The following is a 16,573-nucleotide window of genomic DNA, read 5'->3' as shown; positions in this document are numbered from 1 at the left end:
AATGGATAAGTTCAAGCTTGAAATCAGAGGTAATAGAAGAGAGTTTTTAACTTTAATTATAAAAGGAAAATACGAAATGGAAAAGTTATTAGATTTATTCTTAAACAATGGAAAACAGGTATCTATTTCCAAATTGGAGCAAGGTCTCATAAGTAGCATGAAGAATCAAAAAGATGTCAATCACAAGGAGGAAAACTAAGTGACACAAACCGAAAAAATGAAACAGCAAATGGCAAAAACGAACGGTAATGCAGTCAATAAAGATAAACCTAAAACGATTGAAGATTATTTAAAACAGATGGCTCCTGCTATGCAGGAAGCCTTACCAAAACACATGGACGTGGACCGTTTAATGAGATTGACCATGACGACGATTCGAACGACACCCGAATTAAGGAAAGCAGACGTCGGTAGTCTGCTAGGTGGAGTCATGCAAGCTGCGCAGTTAGGGCTTGAACCTGGATTGCTCGGACAGTGCTATCTGCTCCCATTTAAAAATAACAATAAAGGCATCACAGAAGTTCAATTCATTATTGGATATAAGGGCATGATTGACCTTGCAAGACGTTCAGGGCATATCCAAAGTATTTACGCTCATGCAGTATATGAAAACGATGAATTTGAGTATGAGTTAGGCTTAAACCCTACTTTAAAGCATGTTCCAAGTTTTGATAGTGACCGTGGCGAATATATCGGTTCGTATGCAGTTGCACATTTCAAAGATGGTGGCTATCAGATGGAATTTATGCCAAAAGCGGAGATTGAAAAACGTAGAAAGGCTAGTCCTGGTGGACGTAGTAAATACAGCCCGTGGAACAACTACTATGAGGAAATGGCGAATAAAACGGTCATACGTCACATGTGGAAGTACCTTCCTATTAGTGTGGAAATTCAACAACAAGTGGCTCATGACGAAGGCACAGCCCGCAGTATCAAGGACATTACACCGAATGATGATTTATTCCTTGAAGCACCTGAATATATCGACATGGATGGACAGGAAATGGATGAATCGAGCGAGGAAGAAACACATAATTCAGAAGAAAAGGATGAACTTTCTTTTGATTAAAGCTAGGGAGCTTCAGCTCCCAGCTACTTTAAAAGTGGTGATTTTATGATTTCAAAAGGGTGGATAAAACTTCATAGGAAACTATTAAATAATCCAGTTTTTCAAGATCCATATCTATTGAAACTTTGGATGTATTGTCTTCTAAAAGCAAGTCACAAAGAGCATAAACAGCTAGTAGGGAAAGAAATTGTCACATTACAAGAAGGTCAGTTTATATGGGGAAGAAATGAAGCTGCAAATGAACTAAATCATGGAACAAGACCAAAAGAACAAAAGTCTCCTTCTACTTGGGAACGGTATTTAAAACTATTAGAAGAATTGGAAATGTTGAACAGGAAAACGAACAACAAATGCACAGTTATAACCATTGTTAATTGGCGGGTTTATCAAGATTATGACGATGAAAATGAACAGCAAAGTGAACAACAGAGGTTTTCTAGTGACGCATCGAACCACCCTGACCAACACCTAAAAAGTGAACAACAAATGAACAGCCACGAACAGCGTAATCACGAGGGGAATCAAGAAAACAATTTCGATAATGAACAACAAATGAACAGCAAACGAACAACAAATGAACAGCGAGTGAACACAAACAAGAATGTAAAGAATGTAAAGAATGTAAAGAATTATAAAGATGATGATGATAATACGCGCGTGAACCCTTTCGTGTTTTTTGAAAGCGAAGGATTTGGAACACTTACAGAAACCATTGCAGATAACTTAGGTGATTTGATTGACACGTATGGAGAAACGCTAGTGATTCATGCTATGAGAGAAGCTGTGTTGTATGGTGCTAGAAATTTAAAATACGTTAGTAAAATACTTGAAAACCCAAATAGTAGGAAAGGTGGTAGAAATGAAAAAACGTTTCACCAGTATCGAGGACGTTCTAGCCAACCTGAAAGAGAAGACTCAATCACTGGCGGACAACTCGGATGGATTAATCGAAAACGAAACACAGTATGAATGCCCTAAATGCCAGGACAGACAAGGACGTATAGAACAGCGTGAACATGGTGATGTTTGGATACGTTGTGATTGTGTTGAATGGCGGAAAGCGCAGCGTTTGATGAAATCTAGTGAAATTACGGATGAATTTAAAAAACTCGGTTTTCAAAACTTTAAGACGGACGGAAAACCGCAAATCATTAAAGATGCTTACGCATGTGCTTTGAACTATTTTCAAAGTTTCAAAGATATTCGGGAAAAAAGGCAAAATAGCATTGCGTTGCTTGGTCAGCCAGGAGTCGGGAAAACGCATTTGCTAACCGCTATTTCGAATAATTTTATACGCAAATTGCATATCCCAGTTCTTTATTTTCCGTTTGTCGAAGGGTTTAATGACTTAAAAGACGACTTTGACATGTTAGAAGAAAAGTTAGAGCGAATGAAACAGATAGATGTGCTGTTTATCGATGACTTGTTTAAACCCGCAAATGGAAAACCTAGAGCGACCGATTGGCAAGTAGAGCAAACATACGCAGTCATTAATCACCGTTACTTAAATCACAAGCCAATAATGGTGTCGTCTGAACTGACAATCGATGAAATATGCGACATTGACGAAGCGCTTGGAACAAGGATTTATGAAATGTGCCGTGATTATTGCGTTGTGATTAAGGGTGATAGAAAAGAATTAAATCATAGACTGGTAGGTGTTTGAAATGTGCGAGTACTGCAACGATACAGGACTGATTTACGCAGACAGGGCAATCGGCATTGAGGTCAAGAAATGCCCTATCTGTAATAAAAATGATAATTCATACGCTGAATTTCAGAAACGATTACGGGAAGTTGAAAAACGATTGGAAAGAGGTGCTTAACATGGAAAAAGTAAAACTTTCGCAGAAAGCAGGCTTGACCAATGAGCGAAAAACAACTCTTCTGGGTTAAAATTCCCGAACGCCCGACAGGGAAAGCGATTGCTGCATGTTTTGACTCACTCGTGAACCAAATGGTTGCTTCAGGAGTCTTTGAAAATCCTGTTTCGAGATTGAAAGTGAATGTTGAAGAAAAGCAGATTGAGATTGAGGTAAAGGGAGGGATGAGTGGTGGGTAGACTTGTGAAAATTTCACCATATAGAACAGGAGAACCGAGATTCGGAACACGTGAGCATAAACCGTTCGACAATTCGGTTAAAACTTATAAGTTATCACCTGAAGAATTGGCGAAATATCGAGGTGAAAACGTTAAAGAGAAGGAAAAGAAAGGGGCTAATAAAATGGCTGTTGCTGAGAAAGAAGTCAAAAGACCAGGAAGACCAAGGGGTTCTGTTATTACAGTTGCACGATATGTCAAATTATCAGAAAAAGGATTACTAGACAAAGAAATTGCACAGGAAATAGGTGTGAGTTCTTCGACTTTAGCGAATTGGAAGCAGAAAAACAAATCGGAAATTGAGGTTGAAAAAGCAAAGCGTATTGTTAAGAGTGATACGGTTGAAAAGTCGAAATATGAAAAGTTGCAGAAAGAATATGACGAGCTAAAACAGCGGTTAGAGGAAAAATTAAAAGAAAAAAATGTAGACTATAAAAAACTTTATAACGAACTCTCGAAAGATTATGAGAAACTCGTTCATGAAGCGGAGGAAGCGGAAGAGAAGGTTGAAGAGCTAAAGGTTGAAATTCGCATTTTGAAAGAGAGAGAAAAACTACTTGAACAAGATGTAGTCAATGTCGATTACCAGCGTCAAGAGTATGAGGAAGCCTATAAGAAATTCTGCGAAGAATTAAACACCTTAAGGAAATTAGCCCTTGTATATGTTGAAAATGCCATGAAAGAAGGTCGAAGGTATGAACTTTGATGATGATGAGTTACAGGTCATCAGAGAGCTGTTGTCACAAGTAGCCTGTGGGTATGAGCGAACGGAGTTTTACTTCCATTGCTGTGATGCTAATGAAATTATTGGAAAAATAGACAGGCATTTTGAGGGAGCTGATAAATAATGAATCTTGCAAAACTATTTGAAACGCAACGTAAATTAGACGAACGTATCATCGAGGAAAAAGGACTGCAGGGGCAGAATTTGCTAGATAAAAAGATTTTAGCGTTGCAGGTTGAACTAGGCGAGTTGGCTAATGAATGGCGAGGGTTCAAGTTTTGGAGTGAGAAACAGGAGCCAAACACATCAAGTTTCAAGTGTTCGGAATGCGGATTTGTAAGAGAAGAAAATATCGATTGCCCTTTAGCTGATGAACATTATGGGTTTACTATGGATCACTTCAATCCACTCCTAGAAGAATACGTTGATTGTCTGCACTTTATATTGTCGATTGGATTGGAAATAGAAATAAAACAAGATATTTTCCCTGAACCAATTAAATACGACGACGCAGTAATCCAATTTAACGAATTGTTCGGGCAAATATCTTATTTCGCTAGTGTTCTAAATCGAGATAATGATTGGGAAGAAGTGGAGTTTGAATATGAAAGGGTATGGAGTTTGTTCTTTGGTTTAGGCGGAATACTAGGTTTCGCTTGGGTAGAAATCGAACAAGCCTATTTCGAGAAAAACGCTGAAAATCATCGTAGGCAGGAGGTGGGATACTGATGGCTTTTCGCATACCTTTACATAGGAGAACTAAAAAAGAGATGGACCAAGCGATTAGCGATTTAGAAAAACGTGGTTTTAAACTAATCATGAAAGAGCCTGTTATGAATTATGGAAAGCATTTTGAGAAAGATAGACATGGTAAAAGTGAATTTATTAAAACTACTGAATCAACTGCATGGCGGGCAGTGATGGTGAAGGAGTGAGTAGATTGAAAGACTTAACAAAGCTAATCATCGTGATGATGCTAATGGCAGTTTTATACGGTCTTTGCGGATATTGGATAGCTTTTGTTATAGATAAAGGTTTTGGTTATGGACACTATTACAATCAATTGGCAGCACTTGCCATCGGGATATATCTGGTCATATTATTTGCGGTATTTATGGGGATCGTGAAGGAGAGTCGGGAAAATGACGATGCGGATGACAACACAGGAATTTAGGAAGACAAGGAGTCGTAAGTCTAAATATGGAAACCGCAAAGTGGAATTGGATGGACACACATTTGACAGTCAGATGGAAGCTCGTTATTACCAACAACTTGTTTGGCTGAAACAAGCAAAGCAAATTAAAGATTTTAAGCTACAGCCACGTTATAGATTGTTAGACGGATTTGAGAAAAATGGAACAAGACACCGACCCATCGATTATATAGCAGATTTTGAAATACACAACTTAGACGGTTCGATTGAGGTCGTTGACGTAAAGGGAGCAGTTACGCAAGCATTCGGACTCAAACGAAAAATGTTCGAAAAGAAATACCCGCATAAATTGTCAGTCGTCACATTTGACAAAGTGCATGGCTGGATCGAATTAGACAAGTTAAAAAAACTCAAAAGGTGATGGCATGAAGTATAAAGAAGCAAAACGTCAGTTTGAACATGCTTTAAAACACCAAAAAACAATTAGCATTCCGAAGCTAAGAAGGATAATGCAGGCAATGAATATCACGCTAGAACCTAGCGAAAGTAAAGAGGTGCGATATCTGAAAAACGAAATAAAGAAATTACGAAAACAGATCAAAGGTGGTGGTCGAATTGTCTCCTAGATGGATGGTAGAACGCAAGGTAGCGAGCATTGACCGTGAATTGCTACAGGTCGTGGAAGTGTATGCAGAGGGTGAAAACAAAGAACTGGTTAAGCAGGAAAACAGGCAGTGGACACATCGGCGGGAGCTGCTGCTTGTTTCGTCAGATGAGAATATGGCGGGGTAAAAAATGCTATCCATCAGGTAATCAAGACCAATCGGACACAAAGCGAATTAATAAAGTTTATAGGGATTTGAGGGTGAGGAATGTTAATTATAGCGCCGTGTGCATCATGTAAGGAATGGGATAATCGTGAAAGAATGGAAATAATTGATGACGAACTGTACTGCATTGAATGTTTTTTACATTTTCAGGAGTTAAAATCTATTGTCGAACAAGAACGACAGCAAGAAATTTTAGAAGCATTGGAGGGTGAGAAATGAATGAAAAAGAACTTATTGAAAAGATAAAAATTATTATCGCAAATGAACGTTTAGCAGCGCATTGGAAGGTTTTTAAGATTAAAGAATTGCTAGAGGAAAAATAAAAGCTGAGATTCCTCCCAGCTAGTCAATTCATGTCAACTTGATTATAGCATATGGGAGGGGTCTTGGTGGATATATCTCAATTAATACGTGATTATAATTGGATGAAAAAAGAGATTACAAGACTTCAGAAGATTATATATGGTTCCACATTTCCTATGAAATCATGGGGCGTGGCACAATACGGAATAGAAGCCACGTTGCCAAAAGGTAGCAGGGGTAAGAGTGTCGCAGAACTTGAAGAAATGGACTTGAGAGAACAAAAGCAGATTGAGAGGTTACAAACATACCAACGCTATGTTTATGCATTAGAAAAAGCAGTCGAAGTTCTGAAAGACGAAAGACAAAAGATTATTTACGACTGTTTACTTGATGAAATGACGTATAGACAAATCGCAATGCACTTAAATGTTTCGAAAGATTATGTTCAGAAACAGAAAAACGAGATTGTAAGACAAATTAGACAAAATAGACAAATTACAGCTATTTTGCAAAATGAAAAATCTGCAGTGTAAAATTGGAGGCAGGACGGTGCGGCTAAATCCCCCGTTACTATTACCAATTTACTTTATGTGTTATGTGTGTGTATTTGTCGAACATGACGCAAGAATTAAACGCTATAGTTCCACTTGGGATTATAGGCTAGAAGAGTACATCCCGAGCATTGTTAATTGGCTTAAAATGGAAAAGCCACTCAACCGCAAGAGGACAATGCGAGCGGTCGGGATGTGTCGTTTACTCATAGTAAATGACTAGACAAGGCTTTCCCCGCTGTGCCCATTAAACAACAGGAGGTTACATCATATGAGTGCGATTGTCATTTCCGAGCAGGGGTCCCTTTAAAAGTGGCAGTCGCTTATTTTTTTTGAAGGAAAACAGCCCTCTTTGTCGTAATATTTAAGCAGGAGGGTGATTGAATGAGAAGAGACATGAATATTGTTTATCAAATTATTCGACAAATTGGAGATAGTGAAAGTAGGACATTCGAGGATGATTTCAAATTTGACAAGGAAGTATCTAAAGAAAAGTTGCACTACCATTTAATAATAATGGAACAAGCAGGAGTAATTGAAGGGAGTATCAAGGCTTATGATGATGGAGAAAGTTTGTTTTACTCATTATATCTAGGTTGGAAGGGCAATGACTTTTATGAAACATTCGAAAATGACAATGTTTGGGAGAATGTGAAAAAATATTTCAAGAATAAAGGGATGGAAGTAACTAATGTTCCATTCGATATTTTATTAGAAGTCGGAAAAAACTATATTAAAAGTTTATTTTAGCACCCACTGAGGTGCTTTTTTCATTGCTAAAAATACAACAATGGGATGGTGGTGTGAATGTAAATGCATAACAAACCCCATACAAGAAAACGATGTGGTGCCAAAACACGAACGGGTAAACCGTGTAAAAATGGTGCTATGGCAAATGGTCGTTGTCGTATGCATGGTGGAAAATCTACTGGTCCACCACCTGAAAAAATGAAAGGCAATAGTAATGCCAGGACACATGGTTTATTTGCTAAGTACCTTCCAGACGAAACATTGGAAATTATGAACAGCATAAACGAGATTAAACCGTTAGATATACTTTGGACTAACATACAAATGCAGTTTGCGTCTATCATAAGAGCGCAACAAATTATGTATGTTGAAAATAAAGACGATCATGCGACATTCAAAACGAAAGAACGTTCAGATGATTTTGCTGATGAAATACAAATTGAAGTTCATGCTTCTTGGGATAAGCAGGCTACATTTATGAATTCATTGAGTAGATCCATGGCAGAATTACGCAATATGCTTAAGCAATACGTGGAACTATCAACTCATGATGATGATAGATTGCTTGAAATTAAACGTATGCAGGCACAGATTGATAAGACTAATGCTGAAATAGACGCTATGAATCGTGAAAACACAACAGGCGCTCCACCAGAAATAACAATAGTAGATGCTTGGACTGATGAAGATGATAGCGACTAAAAAACACGTTATCAATATACAAAAAGAAGTCAATCCTCATTTTAAAAGTGTATGGACATCAAAAAAACCGTACAACATCCTAAAAGGCGGTCGTAACTCGTTTAAATCGTCTGTTATTGCGTTGAAACTTGCTTACATGATGATTCAATACATTGCTAAAGGCGAAAAAGCTAACGTTGTTGTATTGCGTAAAGTCGCTAGTACGATTCGTGATAGTGTTTATAACAAAATACAGTGGGCAATCGGTAAATTCGGTTTTACTGTTGTTGCAGGTAATGATAGTGGTGACTTTAAAGCAACTGTTGCACCATTTAAGATTACACATAATGCTACTGGTTCTACATTTTATTTCTATGGACTAGATCAGTTTGAGAAGCTCAAATCTAATGACATTAATGACATCATTGCGGTATGGTATGAAGAGGCAGCAGAATTTGATGATGTGGAGGACTTTGACCAGACAAACGTAACATTCATGCGACAAGTTCACGAAATGGCGCCACATGTAAAATTCTTTTGGTCTTACAATCCGCCTAGGAATCCATACAGTTGGATAAATGAATGGTCTGATTCAATGATTGGTGAAGATGACTATTTAGTGCATCATTCTAGCTATCAAGATGACGAACTAGGTTTCGTTACTGAACAGATGCTTGCGGACATAGAGCGTATCAAGCGTAATGATTATGATTATTACCGTTACTTGTACCTGGGCGAACCTGTTGGACTAGGAACAAACGTGTATAATATGTCATTATTTAAACCTATTGACGAGTTATTCGATGATGATCCATTGGTTTTAATTGATACAGCGACAGATACTGGACATCAAGTGAGCGCTACTACTCATCTTGCTTTTGGACTGACTGCAAAACGAAAGGTTATTTTGCTAGATACGTATTACTATAGTCCACAAAGCAAAGTTAACAAGAAAGCGCCAAGTGAATTATCAGAAGAATACTTCAAGTGGTATACGAAAATACGTGAAAAATACAACAAGCCTATTGATGCGATGACAATTGATTCGGCCGAAGGAGCGTTACGAAATCAAATATTTAAAGATTATGGGTTAAGGCTACACCCAATAGCAAAGAAAAAGAAAATAGAAATGATTGATAACGTGCATTCGCTATTAGCAGATGGACGTTTTTATTATTTGGATACACCTAATAATAAGGTTTTCATCGAAGAACATAAGAAATACCAGTGGGATGAAAAAACACTAGATTCAGACAATCCGCGTGTAATTGAGGTAGATGACCATACATGCGACGCATTTATTTATTACGTAAACGACAATTTACGCAAGCTAGGGCTTAAATTTTAGGTGGTGAAACAATGTTTAAACGAGCATTTAACGCTGTTAGGAGGTGGCTATACAACTTGGGTATTTTAAAAGGTATACAGTCATTGGAAAACCATAAAGACATCCCAATAAACGAAGAAATGTATCGATACATCGACATGTGGCGACAGCTTTATAGTGGCTATCACGAAGATTGGCACAAACTCACATATAAAACTATTGATGGAACAAAGGAACGAAAAATGGACACGTTGAATATGGCTAAAGTCAGCGCAAACGAGATGGCGAGCCTTGTTTACAACGAAAAATGTGAGATTTCAATAGGAGATAACGAGAACGAAACATCAGAATTTGTTTTTGATGTATTTAAAAACAATAAATTTAGTAAGAAGTTTCAAGATTACTTAGAATACAGTTTCGCTATGGGTGGCATGGTAGTTAAGCCATATGTCGAGAATGATGAGATTAAGCTGTCATTTGTTACAGCAGATTGCTTCGTTCCAGTATCTTGGTCAAATGATACGATTCGTGAGGGTGTTTTTATCAATCAAATTCAAAGACGAGATAAGACATACACACACCTTGAGTGGCATGAGTGGATAAATGGTATATATACTGTCACCAATGAGCTGTACGAATCACGAAACGGAACTGATTTAGGCGTTCCAGTGCCTTTGAACACATTAAAAGAGTACGAAAGTTTAGAACCAGTCGTTGGAATGACATCGATTGAAAAACCGTTGTTTGTTTACTTCAAGCCAAATACAGCGAATAACATTGATACACAGTCGCCACTTGGAATTAGCTTATTCGCCAATGCATTAGACACTATGAAAGCCATTGATGTTGCATTTGATTCATTTAATCGAGAGTTTAGATTAGGGAAGAAAAGAATAATCGTCCCTGAACACATGGTTAAATCTGTTGTTGACCCGATGGACGGGCGAATGCATCGTTATTTTGATACATCAGATGAAACGTATGAAGCGTTGCCTGGTGAAATGGACGATTTTAAAATACATGATATTTCCGTCGAATTACGAGTCGAGGAACACATTGCAGCTATAAATGCTATGCTCAACTTATTTGCAATGCAGACAGGATTTTCAAGCGGTACCTTTACGTTTGATGGGCAAAGCATGAAAACTGCAACTGAAGTTATTTCCGAGCAGTCTAAAACGTTCAAGAGCAAACAATCACATGAAATCGTTATTGAAGAAGGACTAAAAGAACTTATTGACGCTATTTTAGCACTAGCAAAGCAGTATTCGCTTTTCATTGCTAAAGATGATTATGAAGTTTCAATAGCGTTTGACGATTCGATTGCTGAGGATAAAGGCGCTGAAATTGATAAACAGGTGAAGCTAGTACAAGCAGAATTACAGTCACGTGTTCGTGCTATTAGTGAAATCTTCGGTATCACAGAAGAAGAAGCATTGAAGGTGATTGAAGAAATTGCAAACGAATCAAGGCAGATGATGCCCGAGCCTCCTGATGATTCTCATTTGTTTGGTGATAGGGAGTGATTAAATGAGTGTTTATACAGTTATAATCGTTTGTGTTTCCATTATCTGTAGCACAATTGTTGCTTTAAAGGACTGATTAAATGAACCCTAAACGTCCTAAAATCACACCTAATCAATTGAATATGTACACTCAACCAGTAACACACGTTTATCAAGCATTAGAACAGGAAATATTTGAAATGATTGCTAGACGATTGAAAACAAGCAAACATTATGATTCCGATAATGTGCTAGAGTGGCAAATCGACAAGATGAACCAGTTAAGACTTGTAAACGATGAAACAGTCAGGGCGCTTTCAAAAACGACAGGAATAGCAGAAAAAGAGATTCGTAAAGCTATTCATAATGCAGGGATAGAAACAATTAAAAGTATTGATTATGAACTTAAAGGAATACGTGACACATTACCTCTACCTACACAGATAGACGCTGTTATGGAATCTTATATACGACAGACATTTAGGGAACTGGATAACTTTGTAAATCAAACGTTGATTACAACGAATTATGGCGAGGGTACAGTCACTAGAATGTATCGTAGAATCGTAGAGGAAACGACAGGTAAAGTTCTATCTGGACTGAAAACAACAAATAAGGCTATTGCTGAAACGGTAATTGAATGGTCAAGAAAAGGCATAGAAACAGCCTTTGTTGATAGAGGTGGAAACGTGTGGCATTTAGAACGTTACGCTGAAACAGTTATTCGTTCGACTGTAAACCGTACTTATAATGATTTGAGGATGTCGAGGATGGAAGATTACGACATCGATTTAGTTTTAGTGAGTGCTTTACCAGATCCACGTGATATTTGTAGCCACATACAGGGTAAAGTTGCATCAATTAAGCCTATTTCTGAAAATGACAGTAAATACCCATCAATCTATGAATTTGGATATGGAGAGCCGAGCGGTTTGAGAGGAATTAACTGCAGGCATATGTTTTTCCCCTTTGTAGATGGTGTCATGGAAAACAATCAACCTCAATATAGCGAATCGGAAATGACACATAATCGTGAATTACGTGAAAAACAACGCTATTATGAGCGACAAATACGACAAGCGAAACGGGAGTTAAAACTCGCTGAAATTATAGGGGATGAGGGAAATATCCAAAAACAAAAGAAGCTATTACGAAACCGTCAAGCAAGAATGAGGGAATTTATTAATGAAACAGGACGAACAAGAGAATATTCAAGAGAGAGGGTGATTGTGTGAAAGTGATTAACATTGTCGATAGAGAGGGTATTTTAATAGCTTCAATTTCAGAAAAAAACATCATCTTGCATAAAGATTATAAAGTGATTGAAACAAATGAAAGTGAAGCTTGTTTACAGGATTGGGATGGAAATATTAAATTGGTGAGACCAGAAGTATCTGTATAGAAAAGGTATTTAGGAGAGTAATTTAACACTTGTCCTCAGCATGACGTTAAAAGGCTTATTTATTTTGCCTTTTATTCGTTAGGCGTTAAAGAAATGAAAGGAAATTACCCAATAGGGAGGATTTTATATGTCGGAAAATAGATTTTTACCTTTAAATTTGCAGTTTTTCGCTGAACAGGGCGAAGATGACCAGACATCTGAACAATCTGGAGGTAATGAAGAACAATCGGGTACTGGTTCCCAGCAACAATCAGAGGAGAAAACATTTACTCAAGAGGATGTAAACAATATCGCCGCTCGTGAAGCTAAGAAGGCTCAAGAAAAGCTGTTAAAGCAGTTAGGTATTGAAGATTTTGAAAATGCAAAAGAGGGCTTTCAGAAATTTAAAGAGTGGCAAGATCAACAGAAAACAGAACAAGAAAAGCAAGCTGAACAGTTAGAACAACTCCAAGATAATCTTAATCAAACAACCACAGAAAACGAAACATTAAAAGCACAATTAAGTGCATTAAAACAAGGGGTTATAGCTGACTCAGTAGAAGATGTTGTAGCACTTGCTAAAAATTATGTTTCTGATGATGTGGATATGGATTCAGCTATCAAGCAAGTAATTGAAAAATACCCTCATTTTGCACAGAAACAAGAAGAACAACAAGATGAACCCAAACCACAATTTACAACTGGACAGCATCAATCGGATGGAAATGTTATTACAGATCCATTCAAACAAAAATTAGCAAAATACAACTAAAGGAGCATGATATTTATGTCAACAGCAAACAACAATCAAGCAGCACGTAGCTATCAAGTGCAATTCAAGCAGTTATTACAAGCGGTATTCCGTACACAAGCGTATTTCCGTGATTTCTTCGGTGGCGAAATCGAAGCGCTTGACGGTGTACAGCACAATGAAACAGCGTTTTATGTCAAAACGAGCGATATTCCTGTTGTTGTGGGCGATGGGTACGATAAAGACCCTGATGTAGCATTTGGAACTGGAACAGGGAATAGCACACGCTTCGGTCCTCGTACGGAAATCATTTACACTGATACACCTGTGCCTTATACATGGGAATGGAATTTTCATGAGGGGATCGATCGTAACACCGTAAATAATGACTTTCAATCAGCAGTCGCAGACCGTTTAGACTTGCAAGCACAAGCTCGTATACGTAAATTTAACCAACAACACAGCTTGTTTATTTCAAGCTCAGCGGGCCATGAGGAAGAACTTGCTGACTATAGCGGCGATGCGGTTTTGGAATTGTTTAACAACCTTGTGAACTACTATACGAACATTGAAGCTATCGGAACGAAGGTCGCCAAAGTCACGCCGCAGTTATACAATGCTATCGTGGACCATCCTCTCACGACGTCAGCGAAGGGTTCAAGCGCAAATATTGACCAAAACAACATTTTGGTATTTAAAGAGTTTGCTATCGAGAAAATCCCTGAGTCGTTGCTTCAAGAGGGCGACGTTGCTTATACGTACATCACGAACGTTGGTAAGGCGTTCACTGGTATTAATACAGCACGTACAATCGAGTCTGAGGACTTCGATGGTGTAGCACTTCAAGGAGCGGGTAAAGCAGGAGAGTTTATCTTAGACGATAACAAGAAAGCTGTTGCTAAGGTTACATTCGGTGGCGGTGGAGGTGTTGAAGGATAATGACATCTTTCCGAGCGCAGGTAATACAGGACATTCCGGCTAACCGACTAGTTGCTCTGGCCGGAATAGGTTCTGTAGAAAATCGTGAATATGACAAAATCTATCTAAAAAAATCTGAATTAGGCTGGATACCCGATTTTGTGACAAATGTTGACTTGGAAGAAGGACAAGAGGTGGATGTTGTAATTAAAAACAATCCTATTTGGAACGTAGAAGCGGCGCAACGCCTTCCAGCAGGTACGTTAGTCATGTGTGACGAAGAAGGACGTGTCAAGTCGTATAATCCGTCGCAAGGAAATCATATCGGCTATACGACACACGAAGTTGAAGCTGGCGAAGTTGTTTCTATCGTCCGTAAATACGGGAACATGCCACAAAATCAAGCGGAAATTATGTCTTTCGTAACGCAATCAAAAGAAAGTTACAGCGACTTAACGGTTAACGAGTTAAAACAGAAGCTTGACGAAAAAGGAGTCGAGTACAAGAAAAATGCAACGAAAAAGGAACTGATTGAACTGTTAGAAGGTGATTAAATGCCTTATTTAACCTATGAAGAATATATTGATTTAGGCTTTGAAGAAATGGAGCAATCCGAGTTTGAAAAACTATTAAAAAGGGCGAGTGGTGTTTTAGATAGCATCACTCGCTATTTTTATAGACATAATGACTTGGAATCAGATGTTGAATTTAGAAAGGAACAATTCAAAAAAGCGCTTGCTGCACAAATTGAGTATTTTTACGATATGGGCGCTACTTCATCTCATGGGATTAACGAGCCTGGACACGTTCAGATTGGTAGAACGTCAGTTTCAAAAGGTGGAAGGAATTCCAGTGGACAAGATGAACAGAAAAATAATCTTGTTTCTGATGATGTTTATACGTACCTTTCTGGGACTGGATTATTGTACAGGGGTATTGGGGTGAGGTCATGAGAGTTAGACCTCTACCTAAACGATGGCTGATTCACGACATTATCTATGAAGAAAAACTTCCTAGTAAAGATTCATATGGAAACCCTCTTTACTCAGATCCAGTGATTATTAAGCATGTCAGATTCGATGACTCCACAGTTTTTAGCAGGGACACCACAGACACGAAAATTCTTGCTAATGCAGTTATCTTCGTAGATGCGACGCATAGCACCAACATACCTGAAAAGTTCGTGGAAGAATCGAAAATAACGTTTAACAACAAATCCTATGTGCTTAAAAAAGTAATTGACTGTTATTTTCCAATGAAAAATAAAGTCAGGCACTATGAATTGGAAGTAATATAAATGAAAGTAAATGTAGACATTGACTTAAAAGGTGTTAAACCGAAAACCGAGAGAATGACAAGGCTAGGACAATATGCACTAGTTAATCAAGTCCATGCGGATATGACACCTTATGTCCCGTGGCTAAGGGGTGATTTAGCTAATCAATCAACAATAGCAATCGATGGTAAAGCGATTTATTACAACGTTCCATATGCACGCAGACGTTTTTACGAACCTGCTAGACGATATTCTAAGCCAGGAACAACAGCACGATGGGACTTAAAAGCAAAAGCGATTCATGGTAGGTCGTGGGCACGTGTCGCAGGAAGGGCGATGAAAATATGACCCCAAAAGAGTTAGATTTTATATGGCGGTTAAACGATTATATCAATACGCTTGATTTGTTCGCTTGGTCTAACGTTGGAATATTAGACATCGGTGAATCAATTAGTACAATGGCGATGCCAGGCGGAGAGGAAATCGTTTATTTTGACGGAGCTCGAGACAAGAATTTAAACGTGCAAATTAATGCTAAAAGCGAAAATCAATTGCATTGTATCGAAGCGTTGTCAAAGGTTGCTAGAGTTTTAGAAAATCTAAAAGAAAACACGATAAAAAGCGAAAATGATTCTTTTTATTTTGAATCGATAAATATAACAAGCCCCGTTTCTATCGTCGGTCAAGACGAACAGGGCTTTTTTATTTATGCGCTGTCTATTAGTGCGAAAATTACAATTTATAAAGGAGTTGATTTAAATGGCTAGAAAAAAGAACGCTTTAACAGAGCATTATATTGCTCCAGTTCCAGAAGGTGATACTGAACCTGATTACATGCGTTTGGCAAAATGGATTTCTAATGTTGAGCCATCATCAGAAGAAGAAACGGATGATACTGCGTACTACGATAGCGATGGTACACCAGAAACAGACGTTATTTCAGTTAAAATGACATGGGCTTTCGAGGGTATGTACGATGATGAAGACCCTGCTCATCAATTTATTCGTTCGCTTGAATTTGAAACTGGTGATGGTAGAAAAGTAATGTACAAACAGGTGCGACAGGACGGAGCTATATTAGAAGGACCAGCGACGGTTACACAGCCAGTTACAACAGGCGGAGAGGCTTCGGCTCACGAGCCTTTGAATTTTACGGTTGCTTGGGACAGGAAGCCTGATATTACACGCAACGGCGATGATACAGGTGGCGGTGGAGTAGAGGGCTAAATACAGCCCTCTTTTTAATTTAAAAG

General features: G+C 38.2%; 28 protein-coding genes. All 28 read left to right on the top strand.

Annotated elements, in window-relative coordinates; genetic code table 11:
* The first annotated feature begins 1 nt into the window (after window position 1).
* The 28 genes from ABU914_RS10625 to ABU914_RS10490 all read left to right on the top strand — a co-directional run bounded on the left by ABU914_RS10625 (window position 2) and on the right by ABU914_RS10490 (window position 16,547).
* Window positions 2-199 (top strand): hypothetical protein, encoded by a 198-nt coding sequence (locus ABU914_RS10625; protein WP_379669706.1) that lies wholly within the window; start codon window positions 2-4, stop codon window positions 197-199.
* Window positions 200-1,069 (top strand): recombination protein RecT, encoded by an 870-nt coding sequence (gene recT / locus ABU914_RS10620; protein ID WP_379669705.1) that lies wholly within the window; start codon window positions 200-202, stop codon window positions 1,067-1,069.
* A 45-nt stretch (window positions 1,070-1,114) separates the two neighbouring features.
* Complete coding sequence (locus ABU914_RS10615; RefSeq protein WP_379669704.1) at window positions 1,115-2,038, top strand: DnaD domain-containing protein; 924 nt, start codon at window positions 1,115-1,117, stop codon at window positions 2,036-2,038.
* Complete coding sequence (locus ABU914_RS10610) at window positions 1,929-2,735, top strand: ATP-binding protein (RefSeq protein ID WP_379669703.1); 807 nt, start codon at window positions 1,929-1,931, stop codon at window positions 2,733-2,735. Before ABU914_RS10615 ends, ABU914_RS10610 begins: the two co-directional genes overlap by 110 nt.
* A 201-nt stretch (window positions 2,736-2,936) precedes the next feature.
* Window positions 2,937-3,131, top strand: a complete 195-nt coding sequence (locus ABU914_RS10605; RefSeq protein WP_379669702.1) for a hypothetical protein — start codon at window positions 2,937-2,939, stop codon at window positions 3,129-3,131.
* Window positions 3,124-3,876 (top strand): transposase, encoded by a 753-nt coding sequence (locus tag ABU914_RS10600; RefSeq protein WP_379669701.1) that lies wholly within the window; start codon window positions 3,124-3,126, stop codon window positions 3,874-3,876. Before ABU914_RS10605 ends, ABU914_RS10600 begins: the two co-directional genes overlap by 8 nt.
* Window positions 3,866-4,018: a hypothetical protein gene (locus ABU914_RS10595; protein WP_379669700.1), complete on the top strand. Its 153-nt coding sequence runs from the start codon at window positions 3,866-3,868 to the stop codon at window positions 4,016-4,018. Before ABU914_RS10600 ends, ABU914_RS10595 begins: the two co-directional genes overlap by 11 nt.
* Entirely contained in the window at window positions 4,018-4,623 is a 606-nt protein-coding gene (locus ABU914_RS10590; protein ID WP_379669699.1) for a dUTP diphosphatase, read from the top strand. Before ABU914_RS10595 ends, ABU914_RS10590 begins: the two co-directional genes overlap by 1 nt.
* Window positions 4,623-4,829 (top strand): hypothetical protein, encoded by a 207-nt coding sequence (locus ABU914_RS10585; protein ID WP_379669698.1) that lies wholly within the window; start codon window positions 4,623-4,625, stop codon window positions 4,827-4,829. Before ABU914_RS10590 ends, ABU914_RS10585 begins: the two co-directional genes overlap by 1 nt.
* Window positions 4,826-5,068, top strand: a complete 243-nt coding sequence (locus ABU914_RS10580) for a hypothetical protein (protein ID WP_379669697.1) — start codon at window positions 4,826-4,828, stop codon at window positions 5,066-5,068. Before ABU914_RS10585 ends, ABU914_RS10580 begins: the two co-directional genes overlap by 4 nt.
* Window positions 5,037-5,468, top strand: coding sequence for a DUF1064 domain-containing protein (locus tag ABU914_RS10575; RefSeq protein WP_379669696.1), 432 nt, complete (start codon window positions 5,037-5,039; stop codon window positions 5,466-5,468). Before ABU914_RS10580 ends, ABU914_RS10575 begins: the two co-directional genes overlap by 32 nt.
* A 4-nt stretch (window positions 5,469-5,472) precedes the next feature.
* Window positions 5,473-5,673 carry a hypothetical protein gene (locus ABU914_RS10570; RefSeq protein WP_379669695.1) on the top strand — a complete coding sequence of 67 codons (201 nt, stop codon included), beginning with the start codon at window positions 5,473-5,475 and terminating at the stop codon, window positions 5,671-5,673.
* Window positions 5,674-5,919: 246 nt separating this feature from the next.
* On the top strand, window positions 5,920-6,096 hold the full coding sequence (locus ABU914_RS10565; protein ID WP_379669694.1) for a hypothetical protein: 177 nt from the start codon (window positions 5,920-5,922) through the stop codon (window positions 6,094-6,096).
* Window positions 6,097-6,266: 170 nt separating this feature from the next.
* Window positions 6,267-6,713: a sigma-70 family RNA polymerase sigma factor gene (locus ABU914_RS10560; RefSeq protein ID WP_379669693.1), complete on the top strand. Its 447-nt coding sequence runs from the start codon at window positions 6,267-6,269 to the stop codon at window positions 6,711-6,713.
* 402 nt (window positions 6,714-7,115) lie between these two features.
* Window positions 7,116-7,481 (top strand): DUF2513 domain-containing protein, encoded by a 366-nt coding sequence (locus tag ABU914_RS10555; protein ID WP_379669692.1) that lies wholly within the window; start codon window positions 7,116-7,118, stop codon window positions 7,479-7,481.
* 63 nt (window positions 7,482-7,544) lie between these two features.
* Complete coding sequence (gene terS, locus ABU914_RS10550; protein ID WP_379669691.1) at window positions 7,545-8,183, top strand: phage terminase small subunit; 639 nt, start codon at window positions 7,545-7,547, stop codon at window positions 8,181-8,183.
* Window positions 8,170-9,510, top strand: a complete 1,341-nt coding sequence (locus ABU914_RS10545) for a PBSX family phage terminase large subunit (protein WP_379669690.1) — start codon at window positions 8,170-8,172, stop codon at window positions 9,508-9,510. The genes terS and ABU914_RS10545 overlap by 14 nt, the downstream gene beginning before the upstream one ends.
* Before the next feature lie 11 nt (window positions 9,511-9,521).
* Complete coding sequence (locus tag ABU914_RS10540; RefSeq protein WP_379669689.1) at window positions 9,522-11,015, top strand: phage portal protein; 1,494 nt, start codon at window positions 9,522-9,524, stop codon at window positions 11,013-11,015.
* An 80-nt stretch (window positions 11,016-11,095) separates the two neighbouring features.
* Window positions 11,096-12,229: a phage minor capsid protein gene (locus ABU914_RS10535; RefSeq protein ID WP_379669688.1), complete on the top strand. Its 1,134-nt coding sequence runs from the start codon at window positions 11,096-11,098 to the stop codon at window positions 12,227-12,229.
* Window positions 12,226-12,396: a hypothetical protein gene (locus ABU914_RS10530; protein WP_379669687.1), complete on the top strand. Its 171-nt coding sequence runs from the start codon at window positions 12,226-12,228 to the stop codon at window positions 12,394-12,396. Before ABU914_RS10535 ends, ABU914_RS10530 begins: the two co-directional genes overlap by 4 nt.
* A gap of 127 nt (window positions 12,397-12,523) precedes the next feature.
* On the top strand, window positions 12,524-13,147 hold the full coding sequence (locus ABU914_RS10525; RefSeq protein WP_379669686.1) for a hypothetical protein: 624 nt from the start codon (window positions 12,524-12,526) through the stop codon (window positions 13,145-13,147).
* Window positions 13,148-13,162: 15 nt separating this feature from the next.
* Complete coding sequence (locus ABU914_RS10520; protein WP_379669685.1) at window positions 13,163-14,065, top strand: phage capsid protein; 903 nt, start codon at window positions 13,163-13,165, stop codon at window positions 14,063-14,065.
* Window positions 14,065-14,598, top strand: coding sequence for a HeH/LEM domain-containing protein (locus ABU914_RS10515; protein ID WP_379669684.1), 534 nt, complete (start codon window positions 14,065-14,067; stop codon window positions 14,596-14,598). Before ABU914_RS10520 ends, ABU914_RS10515 begins: the two co-directional genes overlap by 1 nt.
* A complete protein-coding gene (locus ABU914_RS10510) occupies window positions 14,599-14,997 on the top strand; it encodes a head-tail connector protein (protein ID WP_379669683.1) in 399 nt (132 codons plus the stop codon).
* Window positions 14,994-15,341, top strand: a complete 348-nt coding sequence (locus ABU914_RS10505) for a putative minor capsid protein (RefSeq protein WP_379669682.1) — start codon at window positions 14,994-14,996, stop codon at window positions 15,339-15,341. The genes ABU914_RS10510 and ABU914_RS10505 overlap by 4 nt, the downstream gene beginning before the upstream one ends.
* On the top strand, window positions 15,342-15,668 hold the full coding sequence (locus ABU914_RS10500) for a minor capsid protein (protein ID WP_379669681.1): 327 nt from the start codon (window positions 15,342-15,344) through the stop codon (window positions 15,666-15,668). It abuts the gene before it with no gap.
* Window positions 15,665-16,087 (top strand): phage tail terminator protein, encoded by a 423-nt coding sequence (locus ABU914_RS10495; RefSeq protein ID WP_379669680.1) that lies wholly within the window; start codon window positions 15,665-15,667, stop codon window positions 16,085-16,087. The genes ABU914_RS10500 and ABU914_RS10495 overlap by 4 nt, the downstream gene beginning before the upstream one ends.
* On the top strand, window positions 16,080-16,547 hold the full coding sequence (locus tag ABU914_RS10490) for a phage tail tube protein (protein WP_379669679.1): 468 nt from the start codon (window positions 16,080-16,082) through the stop codon (window positions 16,545-16,547). The genes ABU914_RS10495 and ABU914_RS10490 overlap by 8 nt, the downstream gene beginning before the upstream one ends.
* Window positions 16,548-16,573 lie beyond the last annotated feature (26 nt).

Origin of the sequence: Pueribacillus sp. YX66 (assembly GCF_041725775.1) — a bacterium.
Classification (GTDB): domain Bacteria; phylum Bacillota; class Bacilli; order Bacillales; family UBA6769; genus Pueribacillus.
This window is presented reverse-complemented; position numbering and strand designations above follow the sequence as displayed.